20 protein-coding genes are annotated in these 23,099 nt (G+C 66.7%); 11 read left to right on the top strand and 9 right to left on the bottom strand.

The genetic code is table 11. From position 1 onward, the window contains the following. Positions 1-69 precede the first annotated feature (69 nt). On the top strand, positions 70-912 hold the full coding sequence (locus DOM45_RS06580; protein ID WP_110598720.1) for an AraC family transcriptional regulator: 843 nt from the start codon (positions 70-72) through the stop codon (positions 910-912). Positions 913-926: 14 nt separating this feature from the next. Here the strand turns inward: DOM45_RS06580 and DOM45_RS06575 are convergent, their stop codons facing one another. Both DOM45_RS06575 and DOM45_RS06570 read right to left on the bottom strand, forming a co-directional pair. Next, complete coding sequence (locus DOM45_RS06575; RefSeq protein WP_110598718.1) at positions 927-2,231, bottom strand: aspartate aminotransferase family protein; 1,305 nt, start codon at positions 2,229-2,231, stop codon at positions 927-929. Between the two features lie 41 nt (positions 2,232-2,272). Further along, positions 2,273-3,772, bottom strand: coding sequence for a CoA-acylating methylmalonate-semialdehyde dehydrogenase (locus DOM45_RS06570; RefSeq protein WP_110598716.1), 1,500 nt, complete (start codon positions 3,770-3,772; stop codon positions 2,273-2,275). Between the two features lie 213 nt (positions 3,773-3,985). On the opposite strand from DOM45_RS06570, the gene DOM45_RS06565 reads away from it, so the two are divergent. Next, the gene (locus tag DOM45_RS06565) at positions 3,986-4,942 is read left to right on the top strand and encodes a LysR family transcriptional regulator (protein ID WP_110598714.1); all 957 of its coding nucleotides are present in this window, start codon (positions 3,986-3,988) and stop codon (positions 4,940-4,942) included. Between the two features lie 38 nt (positions 4,943-4,980). On the opposite strand, the gene DOM45_RS06560 is transcribed toward DOM45_RS06565, so the two are convergent. The 4 genes from DOM45_RS06560 to DOM45_RS06545 form a co-directional block, all read right to left on the bottom strand. Then, positions 4,981-6,204: an MFS transporter gene (locus DOM45_RS06560; protein ID WP_110598712.1), complete on the bottom strand. Its 1,224-nt coding sequence runs from the start codon at positions 6,202-6,204 to the stop codon at positions 4,981-4,983. Positions 6,205-6,368: 164 nt separating this feature from the next. After that, a complete protein-coding gene (locus tag DOM45_RS06555) occupies positions 6,369-6,959 on the bottom strand; it encodes an NADPH-dependent FMN reductase (protein ID WP_110598710.1) in 591 nt (196 codons plus the stop codon). A gap of 49 nt (positions 6,960-7,008) precedes the next feature. Continuing rightward, positions 7,009-8,481 (bottom strand): sensor histidine kinase, encoded by a 1,473-nt coding sequence (locus DOM45_RS06550; RefSeq protein WP_110598708.1) that lies wholly within the window; start codon positions 8,479-8,481, stop codon positions 7,009-7,011. A 2-nt stretch (positions 8,482-8,483) separates the two neighbouring features. Continuing rightward, complete coding sequence (locus DOM45_RS06545; protein WP_110598706.1) at positions 8,484-9,194, bottom strand: response regulator transcription factor; 711 nt, start codon at positions 9,192-9,194, stop codon at positions 8,484-8,486. Positions 9,195-9,383: 189 nt separating this feature from the next. Between DOM45_RS06545 and DOM45_RS06540 the strand changes: the two genes are divergently transcribed. Genes DOM45_RS06540 through DOM45_RS06530 form a run of 3 tightly spaced genes read left to right on the top strand, consistent with a single transcriptional unit; the run spans position 9,384 to position 11,463 of the window. Next, positions 9,384-9,719 carry a pentapeptide MXKDX repeat protein gene (locus DOM45_RS06540; protein ID WP_205909405.1) on the top strand — a complete coding sequence of 112 codons (336 nt, stop codon included), beginning with the start codon at positions 9,384-9,386 and terminating at the stop codon, positions 9,717-9,719. Between the two features lie 60 nt (positions 9,720-9,779). Beyond that, on the top strand, positions 9,780-10,685 hold the full coding sequence (locus DOM45_RS06535; RefSeq protein WP_110598705.1) for a cytochrome b/b6 domain-containing protein: 906 nt from the start codon (positions 9,780-9,782) through the stop codon (positions 10,683-10,685). After that, positions 10,678-11,463: a molybdopterin-binding protein gene (locus tag DOM45_RS06530; protein ID WP_110598703.1), complete on the top strand. Its 786-nt coding sequence runs from the start codon at positions 10,678-10,680 to the stop codon at positions 11,461-11,463. The genes DOM45_RS06535 and DOM45_RS06530 overlap by 8 nt, the downstream gene beginning before the upstream one ends. Positions 11,464-11,745: 282 nt before the next feature. On the opposite strand, the gene DOM45_RS06525 is transcribed toward DOM45_RS06530, so the two are convergent. Both DOM45_RS06525 and DOM45_RS06520 read right to left on the bottom strand, forming a co-directional pair. Continuing rightward, positions 11,746-12,816, bottom strand: coding sequence for a 2,3-butanediol dehydrogenase (locus DOM45_RS06525; RefSeq protein ID WP_280951655.1), 1,071 nt, complete (start codon positions 12,814-12,816; stop codon positions 11,746-11,748). Between the two features lie 31 nt (positions 12,817-12,847). Then, complete coding sequence (locus tag DOM45_RS06520; RefSeq protein WP_110598702.1) at positions 12,848-14,644, bottom strand: NAD(P)/FAD-dependent oxidoreductase; 1,797 nt, start codon at positions 14,642-14,644, stop codon at positions 12,848-12,850. A 507-nt stretch (positions 14,645-15,151) separates the two neighbouring features. Here DOM45_RS06520 and DOM45_RS06515 point away from each other — a divergent pair. Further along, on the top strand, positions 15,152-17,242 hold the full coding sequence (locus tag DOM45_RS06515) for a sigma-54-dependent Fis family transcriptional regulator (RefSeq protein WP_240612302.1): 2,091 nt from the start codon (positions 15,152-15,154) through the stop codon (positions 17,240-17,242). A gap of 91 nt (positions 17,243-17,333) precedes the next feature. On the opposite strand, the gene DOM45_RS06510 is transcribed toward DOM45_RS06515, so the two are convergent. Continuing rightward, on the bottom strand, positions 17,334-17,732 hold the full coding sequence (locus DOM45_RS06510) for a winged helix-turn-helix transcriptional regulator (protein ID WP_110598701.1): 399 nt from the start codon (positions 17,730-17,732) through the stop codon (positions 17,334-17,336). Positions 17,733-17,926: 194 nt separating this feature from the next. On the opposite strand from DOM45_RS06510, the gene DOM45_RS06505 reads away from it, so the two are divergent. The 5 genes from DOM45_RS06505 (at position 17,927) to DOM45_RS06485 (ending at position 23,092) form a co-directional block, all read left to right on the top strand. Next, positions 17,927-18,538 (top strand): NAD(P)-dependent oxidoreductase, encoded by a 612-nt coding sequence (locus DOM45_RS06505; protein WP_110598700.1) that lies wholly within the window; start codon positions 17,927-17,929, stop codon positions 18,536-18,538. 127 nt (positions 18,539-18,665) lie between these two features. Then, positions 18,666-19,526 (top strand): glutathione-dependent disulfide-bond oxidoreductase, encoded by an 861-nt coding sequence (yghU, locus tag DOM45_RS06500; RefSeq protein ID WP_110598699.1) that lies wholly within the window; start codon positions 18,666-18,668, stop codon positions 19,524-19,526. 114 nt (positions 19,527-19,640) lie between these two features. Beyond that, positions 19,641-20,960, top strand: coding sequence for a dicarboxylate/amino acid:cation symporter (locus DOM45_RS06495; protein ID WP_110598698.1), 1,320 nt, complete (start codon positions 19,641-19,643; stop codon positions 20,958-20,960). A gap of 28 nt (positions 20,961-20,988) precedes the next feature. Beyond that, positions 20,989-22,137, top strand: a complete 1,149-nt coding sequence (gene solA, locus DOM45_RS06490) for an N-methyl-L-tryptophan oxidase (protein ID WP_157958360.1) — start codon at positions 20,989-20,991, stop codon at positions 22,135-22,137. A gap of 64 nt (positions 22,138-22,201) precedes the next feature. Further along, positions 22,202-23,092: a putative RNA methyltransferase gene (locus tag DOM45_RS06485; protein ID WP_110598696.1), complete on the top strand. Its 891-nt coding sequence runs from the start codon at positions 22,202-22,204 to the stop codon at positions 23,090-23,092. Positions 23,093-23,099: the final 7 nt, after the last annotated feature.

Here is a 23,099-nt window from a genome sequence, read left to right as displayed (position 1 = left end):
GATAGAGGGTATCGACGTGTCATGGATAAGCCTTGAAGGCCATTCGATAGCGCAAAGAGGCCAATCGTGATGCGCACGCCCATGCTCGATCCCTCCCGTGCGGATAGCTCGGAAGGCCCCCCGGTGCTGGTGGTGGCGAGAGGTGACGGGCAGGGACGCACGACGCCTCGTCATACGCATGCTCGTGGCCAGTGGCTGGGGGCATCGAAGGGGTTGATCACGGTCGACGGCGACCACGGTCGCTGGGTGGTGCCCGCCACCTATGCGATGTGGGTGCCGCCGGACGTGCCCCACGGCATGTCCTCCCATGGCGCCTTCGAGGGCTGGAGCGCCTATGTGGCGCCAGCGCATGGCGTGCATTTTCCGGCCACGCCCTATCTCTGTCGGATGTCGCCGCTGTGGCGCGAGATGGTGGGGCGGCTAGCGAGTGATACCCGCGGGCCGGACGACCCGGCCCATCGTCGTCTCGCGCTGGCACTGCTCGATGAAGCCAGAGAGGCTCCCCACGAGCCGCTGGGCTTGCCGTATCCCGGCGACCCGCGCTTGCGTCGTGTCGCCGACGCCATCGCAGGATGCCCGCAGGATGAGCGGCGGCTGAGTGAATGGGCCATCTGGGCCCATGTCTCCACGCGCACGCTGTCGCGCCGCTTCGTCACGGAGACCGGCTTTACCCTGACCCAGTGGCGCCAGCGCGCGCGGCTGTTGCGCTCGTTGGAACTCCTGGCCTCGGGGGAGACGGTACAGAGCACGGCGCTGACACTGGGCTATACCAGTGTCAGCGCCTTTGTCGCCCGCTTTCATGGCGTATTCGGCTGTACGCCGGGGCGCTACGCTGCCGGAGAGCCGATACACGCCAGCTCGGTCACTCCCAGTGGCATGGTCGGCACGACAGTCGACACCGCGGATCAATAAGCCCCGGCGCCGTATCAGCCCAGCGTACCCAGCGCCTCGTCGATGATCGCCAGCCCCTGTTCGGCCTCACCGGCGGTGACGATGCACGGCGGCACCACGTGGATGCGGTTGGCGACCACGAACGCCAGCAGACCGCGCTCCAGCATCGCCTGCTTGAGCTTGCCGACCTTGGCCGCCGCCAGCGGCGTGCGGCTGTCGCGATCCTCGACCAGCTCGATGGCGTGGAACACCCCTAGGCCGCGCACTTCGCCGACCTGGGCATGGCGCTGGGCCAGGCGGGCGAGGCCGGGGCTGAGCACCGTCTCGCCGATCTGGCGGGCGTTGTCGACGATACCCTCTTCCTGCATCGTCTCCAGGGTGGCGCAGATCGCTGCCATGGCCAGCGGATGGCCGGAGTAGGTCAGGCCGCCGTAGAACATCTCGTCGTCGAAGTGGTGGGCGATGCGCTGGTTGACGATCACCCCACCGGCGGGCACGTAGCCCGAGTTGACCCCCTTGGCGAAGGTGATCAGATCCGGCACCACGCCGAAGTGGTCCAGCGCCAGCCAGGCGCCGGTGCGGCCGAAGCCCGCCATCACCTCGTCGAAGATCAGCACCAGGCCGAACTCGTCGGCCAGCGCACGCACGCCGGCCAGATAGCCCGGCGGTGGCACCAGCACGCCGGCGGTGCCCGGGATGGTCTCGAGCAGTAGCCCGGCGATGCTCGCCGGCCCCTCGCACTCGATCACCCGGCGCAGGTGGTGCAGCGCGCGCTGGCACTCCTCCTCCTCGTTGCCGGCCCAGAACTCGCTGCGATAGAGCCAGGGATTGAAGAAGTGCACGTGGCCGCGGGCGTACTCGTTGGGTACGCGGCGGAAATCCCCGGTGGCGGCGATCGCCGAGCCGGTGCCGCCGTGGTAGGAGCGGTAGGCCGAGAGAATCTTGTCGCGGCCGGTGACCGCCCGCGCCATGCGGATGGCGTTCTCGTTGGCGTCCGCGCCGGCGTTGGTGAAGAACACCTTGGCGAAGCCGGCCGGAGCGCGTTCGAGGATCTTCTCGGCAGCGCGCCCGCGCATCCAGTTGGCATGGGCGGGGGCGATGGTGGTCAGCTCGTCGGCCTGGGCCTTGATCGCCGCGATCACCCGCGGGTGCTGGTGGCCGATATTGGTGTTGACCAGCTGGCTGGAGAAGTCGAGATACTCGCGGCCGTCGTAGTCCCACAGCCGGCAGCCTGCGCCGCTCTTGATCACCAGCGGATCGAGCGCGCCCTGGGCGGACCAGGAGTGGAACACGTGGGCGCGGTCGAGCGCCTTCACCTGCTGATTGTCGATCGAGTGCATGGGGAATCCTGTTATGTCACATGGTGTTCGGGGAGCGCTACTCACAGTGTTGGCATGGTGTACTGATTGGTCGCTTCCCGCAGACCGGAGGGCCAGCGCGCAGTGACCGTCTTCATGCGCGTGTAGAAGCGCACGCCGTCGGCACCGTGCACGTGCAGCGCACCGAACAGCGAGCGCTTCCAGCCGCCGAAGCTGTGGAACGCCATGGGCACCGGGATCGGCACGTTAACCCCGACCATGCCGACCTGGATCTGCTCGCAATACTGCCGCGCGCTGTCGCCATCACGGGTGAAGATGGCGGTGCCGTTGCCGAACTCGTGGTCGTTGACCATCTTGACCGCGGCGTCGAAGCTCTCAGCACGGGCGATCACCAGTACCGGGCCGAAGATCTCCTCGTCGTAGATGCGCATGCCCGGCTTGACGTGGTCGAACAGGGTGCCGCCGATGAAGAAGCCGTCGCTGTCGTGCTGGAGCTGGCGACCGTCGCGCACCAGCTCGGCGCCTTCCTGCACGCCTTGCTCGATATAGCCGCTCACCTTCTCCAGGTGCGCGCGCGACACCAGCGGGCCCATGTCGTGGTCCGGGCCGTCGGTGAGGCTCGCGCCCACGCGCAGTTCGTCCAGCCGTGACAGTAGTTTCTCGCGCAGCTTCTCGGCGGTTTCGTCGCCCACCGGCATCGCCACCGAGATCGCCATGCAGCGCTCGCCGGCACTGCCGTAGGCGGCGCCCATCAGCGCATCCGCGGCCTGGTCGAGATCGGCGTCGGGCATGACCACCATATGGTTCTTGGCCCCGCCGAGGGCCTGCACGCGCTTGCCGTGGGCGGAGGCGGTGGCGTAGACGTACTCGGCGATCGGGGTCGAACCGACGAAGCTCACCGCCTGCACCCGCGGGTCGGTGAGCAGGGTGTCGACCGCCTCCTTGTCGCCGTTGACCACATTGAGAACACCGTCCGGCAGCCCCGCTTCACTGAATAGCTCGGCGATGCGCAGGGTCGAGGAAGGGTCCTTCTCCGACGGCTTGAGCACGAAGGTGTTACCGGCGGCGATGGCGATCGGGAACATCCACAGCGGCACCATGGCCGGGAAGTTGAACGGGGTGATGCCGGCGCACACGCCGAGCGGCTGCATCAGCGAGAAGGAGTCGATGCCGGGGCCGACATTGAGCGAGTGCTCGCCTTTCTGCAGATGCGGCATGCCGCAGGCGAACTCGACCACTTCCAGGCCGCGGGTCAGTTCGCCCTTGGCATCGGAGAAGACCTTGCCGTGCTCCTGGGAGATCAGCCGCGCCAGCTCGTCGCTGTGCTGCTCCAGCAGCGTCTTGTAGTTGAACAGGACCCGGGCGCGCTTGAGCGGGGAGAAGGCCGACCACTGCGCGAAGGCGGCTTGTGACGAGGCGATCACCCGCTCGACGTCCGCACGGGAGGCCAGCAGCACCTCCCCGGACTGGGCGCCGGTGGAGGGGTTGAAGATCGGGCTGGTGCGCGTCGAGTCCAGCGCGGCGCGCTTGCCGTCGACGAAATGAGTCAGCGTGTCGGACATGTGATCTCGATCCTTTGGGTATCAATCGGCGATGGGAAATCTCGGGTACGGCGCCTTGGCGAGCGCTTGTCCCTATGGCCAGGGTCCAGATTGAGGCCGGAGGATAGCGTCAATAAATCCCTGTATGCTTAATTTCACTAAACGCTTTGCTTAACTTTTCCCATCACCCGTGGCTGCTCGGCCGCCAGGGCGTGGGCAACGACAGGTACCGCCATGCGTCCACGCAAGATCACGTTGATGGGGCAGTTGGGGGATGTGGATCTGCGCCTGCTGCGGATATTCCGCAAGGTGGTCGAATGCGGCGGATTCTCCTCGGCGGAGGTCGATCTCGATATCAGCCGGGCGGCGATCAGCATGGCGATGAGCGACCTGGAGGCACGTCTCTCGATGCGGCTTTGCCAGCGTGGCCGCAGTGGCTTCCAGTTGACCAGTGAAGGGCAGGCGGTGTTCGAGGCCACCATGCAGCTTCTCACCGCCGTGGAAGACTTCCGTACCCGCGTCAACGGGCTGCACTCCAGTCTGACCGGCGAGCTCAATATCGGCATCACCGACAATCTGGTCACGCTGCCCAACATGCAGGTGACCGAGGCGCTGCGGGCACTCAAGGCGCGTGGCGACAACGTTCACATCAATATCCGCATGGCGCCGCCCAACGACATCGAGATGGCGGTGCTCGGCGGCAGCCTGCACGCGGGGGTGGTGCCGGAACTCAAGCGCGTGCCGGGGCTCGACTATCTGGCGCTGTATGAAGAGCAGTCGGCGCTCTACTGCAGCGACCGGCATCCGCTGTTCGCGCACGAGGCGCCGAGCGTGGACGAGATCGCCGGCTACGATGCGGTGGTGCCCTCCTATGCCCAGACGCCCGAGATCAAGCGCGTGCACGAAGCGCTCAAGCCGATGGCCTCCGCCACCGATCGCGAGGGGGTCGCTTTCCTGGTGCTCACCGGCAGTTACATCGGCTTTCTGCCCACCCACTACGCCCGGCGCTGGAGCGATCACGGGCGCATGAAGCGGCTTGCGCCCGATACCTTCGAGTACGCCACCCGCTACTACGCCATCACCCGCAAGGGACGCCCGCCCAATCTGGTACTGGAGAGCTTTCTGGAGGAGCTGCGATCTCTGGTGGAGGCGTTACCCCGCGATGAGCAGGGCTCCGGCCGACATCGATGACGATATGCGCCGGCCGTACCGATGCTCGATTTTCCGACTCAGGACGACGGTATCCGGCGGCGTTGCTGGAACATGAGCCTTGCGGCCACTGCCGCCGCAATCAAACCGGACACGGCAGCGACCATCATCGCCCACCGTGGACCGGCGTGATCGGCCAGCCAGCCGACGATGGGAGCGCCGAGCGGGGTACCGCCCATGATCACCGCCATTCTCAATGCCATCACCCGGCCGCGCATGGCGGGATCGGTCGTCAACTGCATCAACGCGTTGGAGGAGGTGTTGAAGGTCAGCGCCGTGAATCCTGTCAGGGTGAGCATGGCGGCAAAGAGGACGACATTGGGCGAGACCGCCGCCAGGGCGGTGAAGACCCCGAAGGCGAGGGTAGATATACCCAACAGGCGCAGTCCCGGTCGCTCCCGACGGGCCGCCATGAGCGCTCCACCCACCGAGCCGATCGCCAGCGCCGAGGTGAGAACGCCGTACTGGTCGGCGCCGCCCTGGAAGATGGAAACGGACATGGTCGAGATATAGATCGGGAAATTGAAGCCGAAGGTGCCGATCAGGAACAGCATGACCATCATCGCCTTCAGGTCGGGGCGCCTCCAGACGTAGCGGAAACCCTCCAGCAACCCACCGGCGCGGCGGCCCGACTTCAGTGGCGTATGGAGCTGGTCGACCCGCAGCAGGAACAGCGAGCCCAGCACCGCCGCGAAGGAGGCCGCGTTGACCAGGAAGACCCAGCCGGTGCCGATGGCGGCGATCAGCACCCCGGCCACCGCCGGGCCGATCATGCGCGCGCTGTTGAAGGAGGTCGAGTTGAGGGCGACGGCGTTGGTGAGGTAGGTCTCGCCGACCAGGTCGTTGACGAATACCTGGCGCGCCGGGCCGTCGAAGGCGGTGACGCAGCCGAGCCCGAGGGCGAAGGCGTAGACCTGCCATAGCGTGACCACGCCGGTCACGGTGACCAGGCCGAGCCCCAGCGCCAGCAGGCCCAGCAGGGCCTGGGTCAGCATGATCAGCCGGCGGCGGTCGAAGCGATCCGCCGCATAGCCGGTGAACGGCAGCAGCAGCAGTTGCGGCCCGAACTGCAGCGCCATGGTGATGCCGACGGCGCTGGCGTTGTGGTCGGTGAGCACGGTCAGGACCAGCCAGTCCTGGGCGACGCGCTGCATCCAGGTGCCGATATTGGAGACCAGCGCGCCACCGGCCCAGACCCGAAAGTTGTAGACGCGCAGCGAGCGGAACAGCCGGGTGTCGCTCATCGCCGCGGCGACGGCCCGCGATGGCCCAGACGTGGCAAGAGAGGTGTGATGATCATGCGAGGATCGGGGACTCCTTGTCGATGAAGCCGACGTCGGGCCCGAATCCTTGGCCGGCGTCGCCCGCGTCCAGAAGCGGGATGGTCATCTCAGTGTAACGCGTTTGCTTAAAATGGCGGGGATCGATGCTCGCGCTGGCGCCTGCCAGCCTCCGTCCACCACCGCAGGTCCTCGGCAAATCGGCCGAAGGCGCGCTCGAGAGATTGGCCGGCATCGCCGATGGGCGTGCCGGTGTCGTCCAGCGTCTTGCCGATCTGGCCGACCGCGACCGTGCTGGAGATGACCACCATGCCCATCTCGGCCAGGATGCCGTGCCAGGCGAGATTGGCGTGGGCACCACCGAGGCGGCCGGCAGAGTAGCTGACGATACCGGCCGGGCGCCAGAACCACTCCTCCAGGAAGTGATCGGTCAGGTTCTTCAGCCCAGGCTGCACGCCCCAGTTGTATTCGCCGGTGACGAAGATGAAGCCGTCCGCACCGCGAATCTTGCCTGCCAGTGTCTCCATCGCCTGCGGCGCTTCGCCCTCGGGATACTCCTTGTACATGCGGTCCAGCATCGGCAGGTCGATCGCCTTGGCGTCGATGAGCTCGGCCTCGACACCCTGGGCGTCGAGCGCGCGCACCACATAGTCAGCCAGCCGGATGCCGGCGCGGTCGGATCGGTAGGAACCGTAGAACACCAGGATACGCTCGGTCATGGGAAGCTCCGTGAAGGCGGCGAGCCGGGAGTGTCTCCCGCTCAGGTTATCACGGCTTCGCCAGCGGCAGCGTGAACCAGATGCAGGAGCCGCGGCCGGGCTTGCTCTCGAGGGTCAGCTTCGAGTCGTGCCGTTTCAACACATCGGAGACGATCGCCAGACCGAGGCCTGTCCCGTCGCCGCGCTCGCGGCTATGGGCGGTACGATAGAAGCGCTGACACACGAGGGATAGCTCCTCGGGCTTCATGCCGATGCCGGTGTCGCGAACGCCGATCTTGAGGGTGTCGGCATCCAGGTAGAGGATACGGATCGTGACCTGGCCCCCGGCGTTGGTGGCGAACAGGGCGTTGTCGACCAGATTGGTCAGGGCGTGATCGATCAGCTCCACGTCCGCTGCCACCTGGGCCATGTCCGCCTCGTTTTCCACGCTGAACGTGATGCCAGTCTCCTCGGCCCTGGGGCGGAACTTGGTGACGATGTCGTTGGCCAGTTCGGCAAAGGAGAACGATTCGAGAGCCAGGGGCCGGTCGGCGATATTGGCGTGCGACATCTGCGAGAGCTGCGCGGCCAGCCGGGTCAGTCGATCGACGTTCAGGCGTATGGCCTCGAGGTCCTCGCGGCGGTCGTCGGTGCTGGCGGTGCGCAGCAGTTGCCGGGTGTAGCCGGACAGCGACGTCAGCGGGGTGCGAAACTCATGGGACAGGTTGGCGACCAGCTCCCGGCGCTGTCGGTCGTTGTCGCGCAGGGCCTCCATCTGCGCCTCGATGGTGGCTGCCATCTCGTTGAAGGCCCGGCCCACGCGACCGATCTCGTCGTCGATCCGGTCGGGCACGCGCTGTCGGTAATCGCCGCGGGCGAAGTGGCGCACGGCGCGTGTCATCCGGGTGAACCGGCGGGTCAGCAAGGCGAACAGTGCCAGCCCCACGACCAGCGTCAGCAGCAGGGCAACGCCAGTGGCAATGAGCAGGGTCCGGGTGATGCCGCTGGTCTGCCAGATGTGGGCCATCGAGACCTGGGTGTTGGCCTCCAGCCGCACGAACAGGTAGCCCGGTGTGGCTGCGGGGCCGAAGGTCACCGGCGCCACCGAGAAGACCCCTTCGCCATCCTGGCAGGGCATATCCGCATAGACCGGCAGCATCGGCATCTCCGAGAGCAGCTCGGCGATGGCGCCCCGGTCGATCTGCTTGCCCAGACCGCACGCCCCCTCGCTGTAGGCAGCGACCACCCGGCCGTCGTCATCGAGCATATAGAGCGATAGCGATGGATTGATGGTCATGATCTGGTGAACGGCGGTGCGCACCCGGTCGTTGTCGAGCCCCTGGCCGAGCGGCTCTCGGAGCGTCTGGGCCAGTTGTTGCGCCATGTGGATCTGGGAGCGTTGCAGCCACTCACGGCCCAGCTGGTCGAACTGATCGACCGCGATCAGCGCCGTCGCCGCGGACAGCGCGAGCAGGCTGGCCAGGTAGATGAAGACGATGCGGGCGTAGAGACTACGATAGGCGCTTCTGAGCAGTGGCCACATGATCACTCGGCCGCCGCTGGCGGAAGGTCGGTAAAGCGGTAGCCGATGCCCCACACGGTCAGGATATAGCGCGGGTTGGCGGGATCGGCCTCTATCTTGTTGCGCAGACGGTTGATATGCGTGTTGACGGTGTGATCGTAGCCGTCGAACTCCGCGCCCCACACCGCATCGAGCAGCTCGCTCCGGGAAAAACCGTGACCGGGGTGGCGAGAGAAGAACGAGAGCAGGGCAAACTCTCTGGCGGTCAGGGAGAGCGGTTGCCCGTGCAGTGTCGCGCGGTGATGGGTGGCATCGATCTCCAGATCCATGACGACGACGGGTCGGGCGTCCGGCGCCCGGTGGGTGTCGACCGCTTCCCGGCGCCGCATCAGCGCGTGGATCCTGGCCACCAGAATGTCGGTATCGAAGGGTTTGGTGATGTAGTCGTCGGCGCCGATCTCCAGGCCTTCGACCACCTCTCGGGTACCGGCGAGCGCCGTCAGCATGATCAACGGGATGGCGGCATCCTGCTCACGAATCTCCCGGCAGACCTGAAGGCCGTCGATGCCCGGCAGCATCAGATCCAGGATGATCATCGACGACGCCTGCCACCGCTGTAGCGCCACTTCCCCGCTAGTGACCCATTCGGCCGCGTAGCCCGCCTCGGCCAGTATGGTCTCCAGAAGACGCCCGATATCGGGATCGTCCTCCACGCAGAGTATCGGACGTGGCATATCGGACTCCGGAGGATCAAAGGACCGAACATAGCCGAGATGCCCGACCGAGTCATCACGCGAATGTCACGCCTGGAACGGGGGGATCGGACGTTATGGTTTCGTGATGATTGGCCTGAAATCCCCGATTACCTTGCTATCACCGCCTCGCTACGGAGGTGGCTACCGACAAGGAATATGGAGAAGGTCATGATCGCGAATAAATCGAAGTTCCTGCTGGCATTGAGTGCCACGTTGTTGAGCGGTGGCGTGTTCTTCACGACCCTGGCCAGTGCCCAGGAAACGCAGACCGATAGCATGTCCCAAGGCGCCATGGGTCAAGACAGCATGAGCCAGGACGGCATGGGCCACGACGACGCCATGGGTCAGGATGGCATGGGCCACGACGACGCCATGGGCCAGGACGGCATGGGCCACGATGACGCCATGGGCCAGGATGGCATGGGCCACGACGACGCCATGGACCAGGATGGCATGGGCCACGACGACGCCATGGGCCAGGACGGCATGGGCCACGATAATTGAGCCATGGCCTCCCGGCGGCCACGGCCGCCGGATGCCATCTGCGCGAAAGCGAGGTGAATCATGCCATCCGGTATCGGTCCCGTTGCCAATCCCCAGCCCGATTCCCGTGCCAGGCCGGCCTCAGAACCGGGAGCATTGGCGTCGTCCCGATTGATCAAGCGCCACAGCCTGGGCACTCGGCTGTGGCACTGGATCAATTTCCTCTGTCTCATCGTGCTGCTGATGAGCGGCCTGCAGATATTCAACGCCCACCCTGCGCTGTACTGGGGCGAGCAATCCCGTTTCTCCGATCCGTTCATCGCGATTCATGCCCAAACCGGCAACGACGGTGAACAGCGGGGCGTGGTGCGAGTCGCCGGCCACACGATCGATACCACGGGCGTGCTGGGGCTCTCCGATGACAATGGCCAGCTACGTCAACGTGCCTTTCCCCGTTGGGCGACACTGCCGGGGGACAAGTGGCTGACGATGGGAAGAAACTGGCATTTTCTCGCGGGCTGGATCTTTGCCCCTTCGGTGCTGGCCTACCTGCTTTACACCGTGATCAGCCGCCATCGACGCGGCGCGATCTTTCCGACGCGCAGCCAGCTGAGCGCCATCCCCAGGACGATCGTCGATCATGCCCGGTTCCGCTTCCATCACGAGGCCGAGTACAACGGCATCCAGAAGCTCACCTATGTCCTGGTGCTGTTCGTGCTGCTGCCGCTGATGATCCTCACCGGGTTGACGATGTCTCCCACGATCAATGCGGCCTGGCCGCTGCTGACGGAGCTGTTCGGCGGCCGTCAGAGCGCCAGGACCCTGCATTTCATCTGCGCGTTTTCGCTGGTGGGTTTTTTCTTCGTGCATATTGCCCTGGTGCTGGTCTCGGGGGTCTTCAACAACCTGCGCTCGATGGTGACAGGGCGCTATCGCATCACCGCCAGACCGGCCGGGCGGGTGAATCGGGAGGAGTCGCATGAGTAAGCCACGATCGTCCGGGCCGGATCGGAGTCGGCGCCGGCTTCTTTCCGGCATGGCGGCGCTGGGGGCGGGAAGCCTGCTGGCGGGTTGCGACCGGATCACCGACAACGCGTCGGTGAAGCGCGCCCTGGGCAGCGTCGAGCAGCTGACCTACAAGGCGCAGCGGCTGATCGCCTCGCGGCAGGCGCTGGCGCAGGAGTTCGACAAGAGTCAGATAGCACCGATCTTTCGTCCCAACGGCACCACCAATCCCCAGGAAGATTATTATCGCGCCTGGATGGAGAACGATTTCGCCGACTGGCGATTGACGATCGACGGCCTGGTCGAGCAGCCCACGACGTTGTCGCTGGCCGAGCTGGGCGAGATGCCGTCGCGGACGCAGATTACCCGGCACGACTGCGTCGAGGGCTGGAGCTGCATCGGCCAATGGACCGGCGTGCCGCTGGCGGACCTGCTCGATCGCGTGCGACCACGGGATCAGGCCAGATTCGTGGTCTTTCACTGTGCCGATCACACCTACGGCGGCAGCGATCTCTACTACGAGAGTCTCGACATGGTCGAGGCCTACCATCCGCAGACGATACTCGCCTACGGCTTGAACGATGCCGCGCTGCCGGTAGCCAATGGCGCGCCGCTGCGTCTGCGAGCCGAGCGCCAGCTGGGCTACAAGCAGGCCAAGTACGTCATGCGGGTGGAGCTCGTCGACAGCTTCAAGCACCTTCATGGCGGCAAGGGCGGCTACTGGGAAGACAGGGGATACGACTGGTGGGCGGGAATCTGAGAAAGGGGGGCGATGATCGGCACCTGTGCACATTCACCGTCTATGAAGCCGCTGCGATAGCGCCGCTCACGGAGAACAGCCCACGCTTTGCGTGGGTCAATGCCTGACTCGGGCAGCGTGGGGGCTCAACTCTTTTGCCTCGTTCACGATCCGGCGTTCGCGAGCCTGGGCAGGTCGCTATGTCCGGGGGGCGGCCGGGACTACCGGCCGCCAGGGCAGACTTCTCTTCAGGGTGTCGGGTCGGCTGAGCTGCCGCCGCGCTCGGGGTGTCGCGATCGCCGCTCAGGCGCCGGGGTCGACCAGGATCTTCACCTGCGCCTTGTCGGCGAGCAGCGCCTCGAATCCCTGGCTGACCACGTCGTCCAGGGCGATGCGCGCGGTCACCAGATCCTCGGCACGGTAGTAGCCCTGCTGCATCAGCGCGATCACCGCGGGGTAGATATGGCGATAGGCGATGATGCCCTTGAGCGTACGCTCCTGGATCACCAGCTGGTTGGGGTGGATAGCCGCTTCCGACTCCCAGATGCTGACGATCACCGTCTCGCCGCCGGGGTGGGTGCTGGCGATCGACTGGTTGAGCACCGCGGGCAGACCGGTGACCTCGAAGGCGACATCGAAGCCGCCGCCGCTGGCCGCCATGAGCCGCTCGACGATATCGCCCTCGGTGGGGTCGTGCACGATCGCCCCCAGTTCACTGGCGCGCTGCTTGCGTGCGGCGGAGACTTCGACCGCGTGGATCGACGCCGCGCCGGCGGCCTTGAGCGACTCGATCACCATCAGCCCGATCGGCCCGGCGCCGAACACCACCGCGCTGTCGCCCGCCTTGAGCGAGCTCTGACGCACCGCATGCAGGCCGACCGCGGCGGGCTCGACCAGCGCGCCCTGCTCATAGGAGAGCGTATCGGGCAGCCGATGCACCATGTGCTCGCCGACCACGGTGTACTCGGCGAAGCCGCCGCCACCGCCGGAGAGCCCGTGGAAGCCGAGCTGCGGGCTCAGGTTGTAGCGCTCCATCAGATAGGCGCCGTCGCGGTGGGGCGAGAGAATCGGTTCGATCGCCACCCGGTCGCCGACTGCCACCCGGGTCACCGCACTGCCCACCTCGACCACTTCGCCGGCGAATTCGTGGCCCATGACAATGGGCGCCTGGTCGTGGCTCAACGGGTGTGGCGAGTCTACTGGGATGAAGATCGGCCCGGCGGCGTACTCGTGCAGATCGCTGCCGCAGATGCCACAGGCGGCGACCTTCACCTTGACCTGGTGCGGGTCGCCCAGGGTCGGCACCTCGATCTGTTCGACGCGGATATCGCGCGCCCGGTACCAGCGTGCCGCTTTCATGTGCTGTTCACTCATGTCATCGTCTCCTGCCGCTGTCGCGCGGCGTTCAGGCCAGATGGTGGACCGGCTGCAGCCCATAGACCGGCGTCTCGATGCCTTCGAGACGCGCCTTGAGCTGCAGTGCCAGATAGTGGGAGTAGTGGCGTGACTGGTGCAGGTTGCCGCCGTGGAACCACAGCGCCGGCTGCTGGGTCGGCTTCCACATGTTGCGCAGCTCGCCCTCCCAGGGGCCGGGGTCCTTGGGCGTGTCCGAGCCCAGGCCCCAGCACTTGCCGACCTTGTCGGCGACCTCCTGCGAGATGATCTCCGCCGCCCAGCCGTTCATCGAGCCGTAGCCGGTGGCGTAGACGATCAGGTCGGCGGGCAGTTCGCTGCCGTCGCTCAAGCTCACCGAGTGGCGGTTGATGCAGGCCACGTCGACCCCGCTGCGCAGCTTGATCTCGCCGCTGGCGACCAGCTCGCTGGCGCCGACGTCGATGTAGTAGCCGGAGCCGCGGCGCAGGTACTTGAGAAACAGGCCCGAGTCGTCGGCGCCGAAGTCGAGCAGGAAGCCCGCGCGTTCGAGACGCCGGTAGAAGTCGGCATCCTGCTCGCGGATGGCGTCGAAGGCGGGGCGCTGGAAGTCGGGCAGCAGCCGGTAGGGGATCGAGGCGAAGATCAGGTCCGCCTTGTCGGTGGTGATGCCGTTGGCCAGCGCCTCCTCGGAGTAGAGCGGGCCGAGGGCGTGCTGCATCAGCGAGTCGGACTTGACGATATGGGTCGAGGAGCGCTGCACCATGGTGACGTCGGCGTCGTTCTCCCACAGCGCGGCGCAGATGTCGTGGGCCGAGTTGTTGGCGCCGATCACCACCACCTGCTTGCCGCGGTAGGCGTCGGGGCCGGGGTGGCGGCTGGAGTGATGCTGCTCGCCGGCGAACTCCTCGGCGCCGGGGAAGTGCGGCACGTTGGGCACGCCGGACATGCCGGTGGCGAGCACCAACTGCTTGGGCTTGAGCGTCAACGGCTCACCGTCGCGCATCACCTTCACCGTCCATTCGCCGCTGGCCTCGTCGAAGCTGGCGCTCTCGCACTCGGTATTGCTCCAGTAGTTGAGCTCCATTACCCGGGTGTACATCTCCAGCCAGTCGCCGATCTTGTCCTTGGGCGCGAATACCGGCCAGTTGTCGGGGAAGGGCAGGTAGGGCAGGTGGTCGTACCAGACCGGGTCGTGCAGACACAGCGACTTGTAGCGCTTGCGCCAGGCATCGCCGGGGCGGTCGTGCTTGTCGATCACCAGGGTCGGCACGTTCATCTGGCGCAGACGGGCGGCGAGGCCGATGCCGCCCTGGCCGCCACCGATGATCAGACAGTAGGGCTGGCTAGTGATACCCAGCTCGGCGGCCTCGCGCTCGCGCGCCTCACGCCAGGTCTCGCGCGCCTTGTTGGCACCGTGCTCGGCGCCCTTGGGGCGATTGTGACCGCGCGGCTCTGGGTAGGCCTCGAGCGCCTGCATCGTGGTCAGCAGGGTCCAGCACTTACCCGCCTTCAGGCGCAGCAGCCCCTTGCCGGTGGCGACCCCGGTGGCGAAGGTGAACCAGGCTTCGATCACACCGTCGCTCTCGCTGGCTTCGCCGTCTAGCTGCCACTGGCCGGGGGCGGTACGTGCCAGGGTGGCCTCGAGCATCGCGGCGATCTCGGCGTGGCCCTCCAGGGTCTTCAGGTTCCAGGTAAAGGCGACCAGATCGCGCCAGTAGCCGTCGTCGCGAAACAGCGCGGTGGCGCGCGGAATGTCGCCGGCACGCAGGGCGGCGTCGAAATCCGCCAGCCACTGTTCGGCCTGCTGGGTGGGCGTGGATGCTGGCATGGGCTGCTCCTGTTGTTGCTATTGATGGTTGTTGCTATCGATGGTGGTTCTGAGTCGTTGTCATCGATGGGTGCTATCGATGGTGGCCCTGAGTGGCTGCTATCGATGGCTGCCATCGATGACGCCGGTGATGGGCGTGCGGACCCGGATCGGGTGTGTCGATCAAGCGGTGCAGCAAGCGTGCCAGGCCGTACTAGCGCTTTGGTCTTAGATGCCAAGGTGTTGATGAGTCTGGATTTTGTGCATCAGGGGCCGACGGGGGCAGGCGGGTGGGGCACGCTGGCGACATGGGTGTAACGGCTAGGCGTGACAGCTGTTAACCCAGGCGTGACAGCTGTCACGCCGCAGGCGCCGCTGCGACCAACGGACGAGGGCGTCAGCCAGCCGCGAGGGCGTAGTCTGGATGCCAAACTGGCCGTTGCTCGCCGATTTTTCCTACACACCTGGCGCGTCGACTTTCCAGTCAGCGCACAGGCTGGCAGCTGGCCATCGGCAGGAGGGGTCGGTATGGAACTCGGCTTGATGAAAGCGGGCAGGTTCGAGCAGGCACAGCGCCAGCACATCGCCACGCTGGTGCGCCTGGGCGAGGGGCGCGAGGCGCTGGCGGGACGCGAGATCATCCAGCGCTCCTGGCGGCGCTGCGTCGACGACTATCGGCTCGATCCCAGCCGTCCGCGGCCGGTGCGTGTGCTGACCCACGCAGCGCTGGTCGACTCCCGCGAGCCGGTGGACGAACTCCTCTACGTGGCCCGGGCCGGGGTCGACCAGCTCTTCGCCCAGGTGGCGCCGATGGGCTATGTCCTGCTGCTGACCGACCGCCACGGGGTCACCGTCGACTTTCGCGGTCACCCGGATCAGGATGCCGCGCTGCGTCGTGCCGGCCTCTATCTCGGCGCCGACTGGGACGAACGCCATGCCGGCACCTGCGCCGTGGGTACCTGCATTCACGAGGCGCGCGCCCTGACCTGTCATCAGCGCGAGCACTTCGACGCCACCCATATCGCGCTCACCTGCACTGCGGCGCCGATCCACGACCCCCAGGGGCGGCCCATCGCGGTGCTCGATATCTCCGCGCTGCAGTCACCGCGTGGGCTGGAGAGCCAGAGCTTCGGCCTGCCGCTGGTCACGCTCTACGCGCGGATGATCGAGGACGCCTACTTCCTGCATCGTTACCGCGACACCACCATCCTGCGCTTCGATACCACCCGCGCCTTCGTCCATTTCAACGGCCGCGGCCTGCTCGCCTTCGACCCGCAGGGGCGGGTGCTCGCCGCCAACGGCGAGGGGCGGGCACTGATCGACGCCCACGCCCAGCGCACGCCGCCGGCACCGATCTGGGTGACCCAGCTGTTCGAGGCCGAGCTGGACGATCTGCTGGCGCTGCCGCGCTGCGAGCCGGACCAGCTGCGCGCCCTGCGCCTGCGCGCCAGCGGCGAGATCCGCTTCGCCGCGCTGGTCGAGCCGCGCGGTGGGCGTGCGCGTCGGCGTGACGCGACGGTGACCGGCACCACGGAAGACACGGCGACTGACATCGCGACTGGCATGACGACTGACGCTGCCACCACGTCCCACGATCCTGTGGCGCCCACCTCGACGCCGGCCCTGGATCGTCTGGCGGGGGACGATCCGGCGATGCAGCGGCTGCTGGGCCTGGCCCGGCGGCTCTGCTGGCAGCCGCTCAACGTGCTGATCCGGGGCGAGACCGGCACCGGCAAGGAGGTGCTGGCACGCGCGCTGCACGCCAGCGGTGACCGCGCCGAGGGCCCCTTCGTCGCGGTCAACTGTGCGGCGATTCCCGAAGCGTTGATCGAGAGCGAGCTGTTCGGCTATCTGCCCGGGGCCTTTACCGGTGGCAATCCCAAGGGCATGCGCGGCCTGATCGCGCAGGCCGACGGCGGCACGCTGTTCCTCGACGAGATCGGTGACATGCCGCTGGCGCTGCAGAGCCGTCTATTGCGGGTGCTGGCCGAGCAGGAGGTGATGCCGCTCGGCGCCGAGCGGCCGGTCAAGGTGGCGCTGCGGGTGGTCACCGCCACCCATCGCGACCTCGCCGCGCTGATCGCCGAGGGCGGCTTCCGCGAGGATCTCTACTACCGCCTCAATGGCGCCGAGCTGGTGCTGCCGCCACTGCGCGAGCGCGCCGACCGCCGCGATCTGATCCAGCGGCTGTTCGCCGCCCTGACCGCCGAGCAGGGCGTCTCGGTACCTCTGCGTGGCGACGCCCTGAATGCGCTGCTCGACGCCCCCTGGCCGGGCAATGTGCGCCAGCTCAAGAGTGCGCTGGCGTTTGCCCTCGCCACCCGCGAGGGGGAGAGGATCACCGTGCACGACCTGCCCGAGGGCTGCCGCGCCGATCGGGCCTCCGTGCCCCCCACTCCTCCGCCATCCGCGATACCCGCGACGACTCAGGTAGGGCACGACAGCGACGACGTGTCCGTCGAACCCGAGGGTCTGGCGCTGGCGCGTGCTCTGGCCCAGGCGGGCTGGAACGTCAGCCAGGTGGCGCGTCAGTTGGGCGTCTCGCGGCCGACGCTCTACCGGCGCATGCGCCGCCACGGGCTGGTCCCGCCCAACCGCCGCGAGGCGCTCCGTGACTGAAGCGCCTGCGTCGTGATCGCGCTGTCACCCGGGTCGGATGGCATCACCGCGGGGAGCTTTCACTCCCACTACTGCTCTCTCTACCGCGTGCTCAGCGCTCTGTGGCGCGCTGGTAGCGCTCGCGTGCCGCGTTCACCGCCGGTTGATGCCGTTCGGCCCAGGCGACCAGGGCGGCGACCGGCGTCAGCAGCGAGTGGCCGAGCTCGGTGAGCTGATACTCCACCCGGGGCGGCACCTCGGGGTAGGCGGTACGGCTGACCAGGCCGTCCTGCTCCAGCTGCTTGAGCGTGCGCGAGAGCATCTGCTTGGAGATATCGTCGATCTCGCGGCGTAGCTGGTTGAAGCGGCGGGTGCCCGGTCGCAGGGTCAGCAGCACCAGCAGGCTCCACTGATCGCCGATACGGTCGAGTATGTCGCGGATCGGGCAGGGCTGGGCCAACGCCGGCGATGCGGGGGCGAGGGTATCAGGCAGGAGCGGGCTGTCGTTCATGATCGTCTCGTGTGACTGTCTCGTCGCGATGGGGTGACGATGGGGGCGAAGGGGGCCGCCATGGGTCAGTCGGGTGTGACCGGGTCAGGCCTGCGTGACTTCTTGTGGCAGGAAACAAACTCGCATAGATTCGCCTTCACGGTCCAGTTTGTAGACCTATGCCCTCTATATCGTCTTGTCGAAGGAAGATCCCCATGGCCAAGATTGCTCTGATCGGTGCCTCCGGTAATGCCGGATCGCGCATCCTCGCCGAACTCTCCGCCCGCGGTCATCAGGTCACGGCGATCGCGCGCCACCCCGAGCGCATCGCCCCGCTCGAGGGCGTCACGCCGACCACCGGCGATGCCGGCGATCGCCACGCGCTGGCGACGCTGCTTGCCGGGCACGAGGCGGTGATCAGCGCGGTGCACTTCGTCGCCAGCGATGTCGAGACGCTGGTCGGCGCGGTGCGCGACGCCGGGGTCAGGCGCTATCTGGTGGTCGGCGGTGCCGGCAGCCTGGAAGTGGCGCCCGGGCAGCGGCTGATCGACCAGCCGGACTTCCCCGAGGCCTACCGCGCCGAGGCGGCCCGGGGTGCCGAGTTCCTCGAACGGCTGCGGGCGGTGACGGATCTCGACTGGACCTTCCTGTCGCCGTCGGCCGAGTTCGTGCCCGGCGAGCGCACCGGGCGCTTCCGCCTGGGACAGGATACGCTGCTGACCTATTCCGAGGGCTCGCGCATCTCGTTCGAGGACTACGCCATCGCCCTGGTGGACGAGCTGGAGAGTCCGCGGCACGTGCGTCAGCGCTTCACCGTGGGCTACTGAAAAGCGCGATCGAGGATGGCCGTGGGCGTGGCGCTGCGCTCACCGCCCCTCGATCGCAGGCCATTAACCAGCTACCTTTCTTCACACAGGCGCTTCGCGCGCTATCGACCAAGAGTGGAGAAGTTGCATGAGTGACACTAGCTACACGCCCCCCAAGGTCTGGGAACCCAAGGAGAGCGGCGGCAAGTTCGCCAGCATCAACCGTCCGGTGGCCGGACCGACCCACGACCAGGAACTGCCGGTCGGCAAGCATCCGTTCCAGCTCTACTCGCTGGCCACCCCCAACGGGGTCAAGGTCACCGTACTGCTGGAGGAGCTGCTGGCGCTGGGCAAGGATGCCGAATACGACGCCTGGCTGATCAAGATCGGCGATGGCGATCAGTTCGGCAGCGGCTTCGTCGAGGTCAACCCGAACTCCAAGATCCCGGCACTGATGGATCGCAGTGGCGACAAGCCGATTCGCGTGTTCGAATCCGGTTCGATCCTGCTCCATCTGGCCGAAAAATTCGGCGCCTTCCTGCCGAGCGATCCGGCCCTGCGTGTCGAGACGATGAACTGGCTGTTCTGGCAGATGGGGAGCGCCCCGTATCTGGGGGGCGGCTTCGGCCACTTCTACGCTTACGCGCCGGAGAAGATCGAATACGCCATCGACCGCTTCACCATGGAAGCCAAGCGTCAGCTCGACGTGCTCGATCGGCGCCTGGCCGAGTCGCGCTACCTCGCCGGCGACGACTACACCATCGCCGATATCGCGACCTGGTCCTGGTATGGCCAGCTGGCGCTGGGTCGGCTCTACGATGCCGCCGAATTTCTCGATGTCGAGAGCTACACCCACGTGCAGCGCTGGGCCAGGGAGATCGACGCCCGTCCGGCCGTGCAGCGTGGCCGCATGGTCAATCGCACCTTCGGTGAGCCGGAAACCCAGCTTCACGAGCGTCACGACGCCAGCGACTTCGACACCCAGACTCAGGACAAGCTCGGCGGCTGATATCGCGCTGCCCCTTCACCGAGCCCGGCCTTGCGTCGGGCTTTTGCGTTACGCTATGCGACAGCGACGCCGCTTCGCCAGGCGTCGTCCTCACGGCTAGTCATAGGCACATTCATGAAAACTCTGTTTCGAGGCTATCTCGACGCCTCTCTCATTCTGCGCGTGACCATCGCCCTGGTGCTGGGCGTGGCGGTCGGGCTGATCGGTGGTGAGACCGTCGCGGCCTGGCTGGCGCCACTGGGCGATCTGCTGCTGCGGTTGCTGCAGTTCCTGATCGTGCCGATCGTGCTGTTTACCCTGATCGTGGGGATCAATCAGGCCGATCTCGGCCGGATGGGGCGAATCGGCGGCAAGGTGTTCGGTTACTACGTGGTGACCTCGGCGCTGGCGATCGTGGTCGGGCTGGTCGTCGCCTCGCTGCTCTCGCCGGGCAGCGGCATGACCCTCGACGACAGCGCCAGCGTCTCGGTCCCGGAGAATCCCGGCATCGTCAGCGTGCTGCTGTCGATCGTGCCCAGCAATATCGTCGCCGCGCTGGCCGAGCCCAATCTGCTGGGGATCATCTTCACCGCTTTCGTGTTCGGGATCGCGCTGCTCAAGCTGCGTCAGCGCGGGGCGGCCCTCGAGGATGCGGCCCAGGCCGATGGCGAGGCTCATTCGGATGAAAAGCCCCGGTCCGATGAAAAGACCCAGGGTGAGCTGGCGGAGAAGCTCTATGTCATGATCGAAGGGCTCAACGCAGTGACCATGAAGGTGATGTCGGGCGTGCTCCAGTACGTGCCGATCGGGGTGTTCGCGATCGTGGCCGGCACCGTGGCCAAGCAGGGGCTGGATACCATCCTCTCGCTGGGCAACATGGTGGTGGTGCTCTATCTCGCGCTGGCGGTGCATCTGCTGCTCTACTGCGTGCTGATGAAGGGCTTCGGGGTGCGGCTCAGGGATTTCTTCCGCGAAGCCCGGACGCCCATGGCGACCGCCTTCGCCACGCAGAGCAGTACCGGCACCTTGCCGCTGACGCTGAACGCGGCGCGCCGGCTCGGAATCTCGCAGAGTCTGTATGGGTTCAGCCTACCGCTGGGCGCGACCATCAACATGGATGGCGCGGCGATCCGGATCGCGATATCGGCGGTCTTCGCCGCCAACGTGGCGGGTATCCCGCTGGATTTCATGACCATGGTCGAGATCGTGCTGATCGGGACGCTCACCTCCATCGGCACGGCGGGGGTGCCCGGCGCCGGCATCGTGATGATCGCGACGGTCTTTGCCCAGGTCGGATTGCCGATCGAGACCGTGGCGCTCTTGACCTCGATCGACGCGCTGGTCGGCATGGGCTGTACCGCGCTCAATGTCACCGGCGACCTGGCGGGCACCGCCATCATCTCGCGCAGTGAAGGCGAGCGGGCCCCGCGCACCGCCGACGCGACCGCCACGTAAGCCAGTGAATATCGGGATTCGTCGACGCATGACACAGACCTTTCACAGCAAGATCTTGATCATCGGTGCCGGCAGCATGGGGCTGGCGACGGCCGACTACCTGGCCTCGGTCGGAGAGGAGTCGATCCAGCTGCTCGACGCCCACAGCCCGCCTCATGACCAGGGCGCGCATCATGGCGAGACGCGCCTGATCCGGCTGGCTTACGGCGAGGGCAGCGGCTATGTCCCACTGGCTCTGCGCGCGCTGGAGCGCTGGCGGGAATTGGAGCGGGAGACTGGCGAGTCGCTGTTCGTTCCGACGGGGGTGCTCAACCTCGGTCCGGCTCCGGCGCCGTTCATCCGGCAGGTCGAAGCCAGTGCGAGCCAGTTCGACCTGCCGCTGGAGCTGCTCGGTGGCGAGGCGGCTGCCGGGCGCTGGCCGGGGTGGCAGCTCGATGACTCGATGCGCGGCGGTTTCGAGCCGCGGGCCGGCGTGCTGCGGGTCGAGCGTATCATCGCCTGTTGGCGTGAACAGGTGGCGCGGCGCGCTGGGGTGACGCTGACGACGGGGGCGGTGGTAACCGATATTCGGCATCGGGATGATGGACGGTTCACGGCCAGTTGCGCCGATGGCCGCCGTTTCGTCGCCGATCGGGTGCTGGCGGCGACCGGTCAGCATCTGGCGCCGCTATTGGCGCCGCTGGGGATCGAACTGCCGTTGACCCGAGTACGCAAGACCTTTGCCTGGTTCGAGGCGGACGCCCGCTATCGGCCGGAGCGCTTCCCCGGATTCAGCCTGACCGACGATGAACTGGGCATCTACTACGGTTTCCCGGATATCGATGGTGCCGGTTTCAAGATCGGCCGCCATGACAGCGGCCAGTCGCTGGCACCCGGCGCGCCGATGGCACCGTTCGGCGACCACCCCGACGACGTCGCCGAACTGCAGCAGGTGATCGACCGCTATCTGCCCGGGGTCGGCAAGCTCAAGCACGGCGCGGTTTGCCAGTATATCCGCACGCCGGACGAGCACTTTCTGATCGATGAGCCGCTACCCGGTCTGATCATTGCCGGCGGGTTCTCCGGTCACGGCTTCAAGTTCGCCAGCGCCATGGGCGAGGCGCTGGGGCAATGGCTGCGGACGGAAACGGCTTCAGCGGCACTGGCGGGATTCGGCCTGGCACGTCTTTCGGCCTGACCACCCGCCCTCTCGAGAGGGATGTCGCGTAGACTGGCGGGCTCCACGAACAAGCGGTAGCGATATGTCTCCCACTCCTTTCTCCGCGCTGGCGTGCCCGCTGGACGGCAATCCGATGCAACTTCAGGGCGGGACCTGGCGCTGCGATGCCGGCCATAGCTTCGACGTGGCGCGCCAGGGTTATACCCATCTGTTACCGGTCCAGCACAAGCGTTCGCGTGACCCCGGCGACAGCAAGGCGATGGTCGCCGCGCGGCAACGCTTTCTGAATGCCGGCCACTATCGTCCGGTCGCCGATGCTGTCGCCAGCGCCGCCCTCTCGGCACAGCCCGAGGGAGGCGCGCTTCGCTGTCTCGATGCCGGCTGCGGGGAGGGCTACTACTTGCGTCGCCTGGCCGAGGCGGCGAGGGAGCAGGACGCGGCGCTATCGTTGCTGGGGCTGGATATCTCCAAGTGGGCGGTGCTGAGCGCCGCCAGACAGGAGCGCGCGATTTCACGCGAGCTGCAGGAGGAGGCGGGCAGTCACTGGGTGGTGGCGAGCAATGCCAGGCTGCCGGTTCTGGATGGTGCGCTGGATTGCGTGCTCTGCCTGTTCGGCTTTCCCGTCTACTCCCAGTTCGCCCGCGTGCTCGCACCCGAGGGGATACTGATTCAGGCCGAGGTGGGGCCGGACCATCTGAGAGAGTTGCGCGAGATCATCTACCCCAGCCTGAAGCCGGAGCGGGAACCGTCTCAGGCGGTGCCCGATGGATTGGTCCGGCTAGACGTCGAGACGATCCGCTTCCCGCTGACGCTGGGCGAACCGCAGGCCATTGCCGACCTGCTGGCGATGACGCCGCATCTCTATCGCGCCAGCGCCGAAGGCCGGGACCGGGCGGCAGCACTGGACTCGCTCAGCGTGACCGTCGATGTCCGGTTGACGCAATTCGTTCGGCTCGCCGATGCCTGTGTTTGAGTGCGGT

The sequence above is a fragment of the Salinicola lusitanus genome, assembly GCF_003206045.1.
Classification (GTDB): domain Bacteria; phylum Pseudomonadota; class Gammaproteobacteria; order Pseudomonadales; family Halomonadaceae; genus Salinicola; species Salinicola lusitanus.
This window is presented reverse-complemented; position numbering and strand designations above follow the sequence as displayed.

What these genes read in the sequence shown, in the direction of transcription:
- DOM45_RS06555 (WP_110598710.1), bottom strand. Translation starts at nt 6,959, where the DNA reads ATGACCGAGCGTATCCTGGTGTTCTACGGTTCCTACCGATCCGACCGC.
- DOM45_RS06530 (WP_110598703.1), top strand. Translation starts at nt 10,678, where the DNA reads ATGAGTAAGCCACGATCGTCCGGGCCGGATCGGAGTCGGCGCCGGCTT.
- DOM45_RS06575 (WP_110598718.1), bottom strand. Translation starts at nt 2,231, where the DNA reads ATGCACTCGATCGACAATCAGCAGGTGAAGGCGCTCGACCGCGCCCAC.
- DOM45_RS06510 (WP_110598701.1), bottom strand. Translation starts at nt 17,732, where the DNA reads ATGAACGACAGCCCGCTCCTGCCTGATACCCTCGCCCCCGCATCGCCG.
- DOM45_RS06535 (WP_110598705.1), top strand. Translation starts at nt 9,780, where the DNA reads ATGCCATCCGGTATCGGTCCCGTTGCCAATCCCCAGCCCGATTCCCGT.
- DOM45_RS06540 (WP_205909405.1), top strand. Translation starts at nt 9,384, where the DNA reads ATGATCGCGAATAAATCGAAGTTCCTGCTGGCATTGAGTGCCACGTTG.
- DOM45_RS06495 (WP_110598698.1), top strand. Translation starts at nt 19,641, where the DNA reads ATGAAAACTCTGTTTCGAGGCTATCTCGACGCCTCTCTCATTCTGCGC.
- DOM45_RS06560 (WP_110598712.1), bottom strand. Translation starts at nt 6,204, where the DNA reads ATGAGCGACACCCGGCTGTTCCGCTCGCTGCGCGTCTACAACTTTCGG.
- DOM45_RS06545 (WP_110598706.1), bottom strand. Translation starts at nt 9,194, where the DNA reads ATGCCACGTCCGATACTCTGCGTGGAGGACGATCCCGATATCGGGCGT.
- DOM45_RS06550 (WP_110598708.1), bottom strand. Translation starts at nt 8,481, where the DNA reads ATGTGGCCACTGCTCAGAAGCGCCTATCGTAGTCTCTACGCCCGCATC.
- DOM45_RS06525 (WP_280951655.1), bottom strand. Translation starts at nt 12,816, where the DNA reads ATGAGTGAACAGCACATGAAAGCGGCACGCTGGTACCGGGCGCGCGAT.
- solA (WP_157958360.1), top strand. Translation starts at nt 20,989, where the DNA reads ATGACACAGACCTTTCACAGCAAGATCTTGATCATCGGTGCCGGCAGC.
- yghU (WP_110598699.1), top strand. Translation starts at nt 18,666, where the DNA reads ATGAGTGACACTAGCTACACGCCCCCCAAGGTCTGGGAACCCAAGGAG.
- DOM45_RS06515 (WP_240612302.1), top strand. Translation starts at nt 15,152, where the DNA reads ATGGAACTCGGCTTGATGAAAGCGGGCAGGTTCGAGCAGGCACAGCGC.
- DOM45_RS06565 (WP_110598714.1), top strand. Translation starts at nt 3,986, where the DNA reads ATGCGTCCACGCAAGATCACGTTGATGGGGCAGTTGGGGGATGTGGAT.
- DOM45_RS06580 (WP_110598720.1), top strand. Translation starts at nt 70, where the DNA reads ATGCGCACGCCCATGCTCGATCCCTCCCGTGCGGATAGCTCGGAAGGC.
- DOM45_RS06520 (WP_110598702.1), bottom strand. Translation starts at nt 14,644, where the DNA reads ATGCCAGCATCCACGCCCACCCAGCAGGCCGAACAGTGGCTGGCGGAT.
- DOM45_RS06485 (WP_110598696.1), top strand. Translation starts at nt 22,202, where the DNA reads ATGTCTCCCACTCCTTTCTCCGCGCTGGCGTGCCCGCTGGACGGCAAT.
- DOM45_RS06570 (WP_110598716.1), bottom strand. Translation starts at nt 3,772, where the DNA reads ATGTCCGACACGCTGACTCATTTCGTCGACGGCAAGCGCGCCGCGCTG.
- DOM45_RS06505 (WP_110598700.1), top strand. Translation starts at nt 17,927, where the DNA reads ATGGCCAAGATTGCTCTGATCGGTGCCTCCGGTAATGCCGGATCGCGC.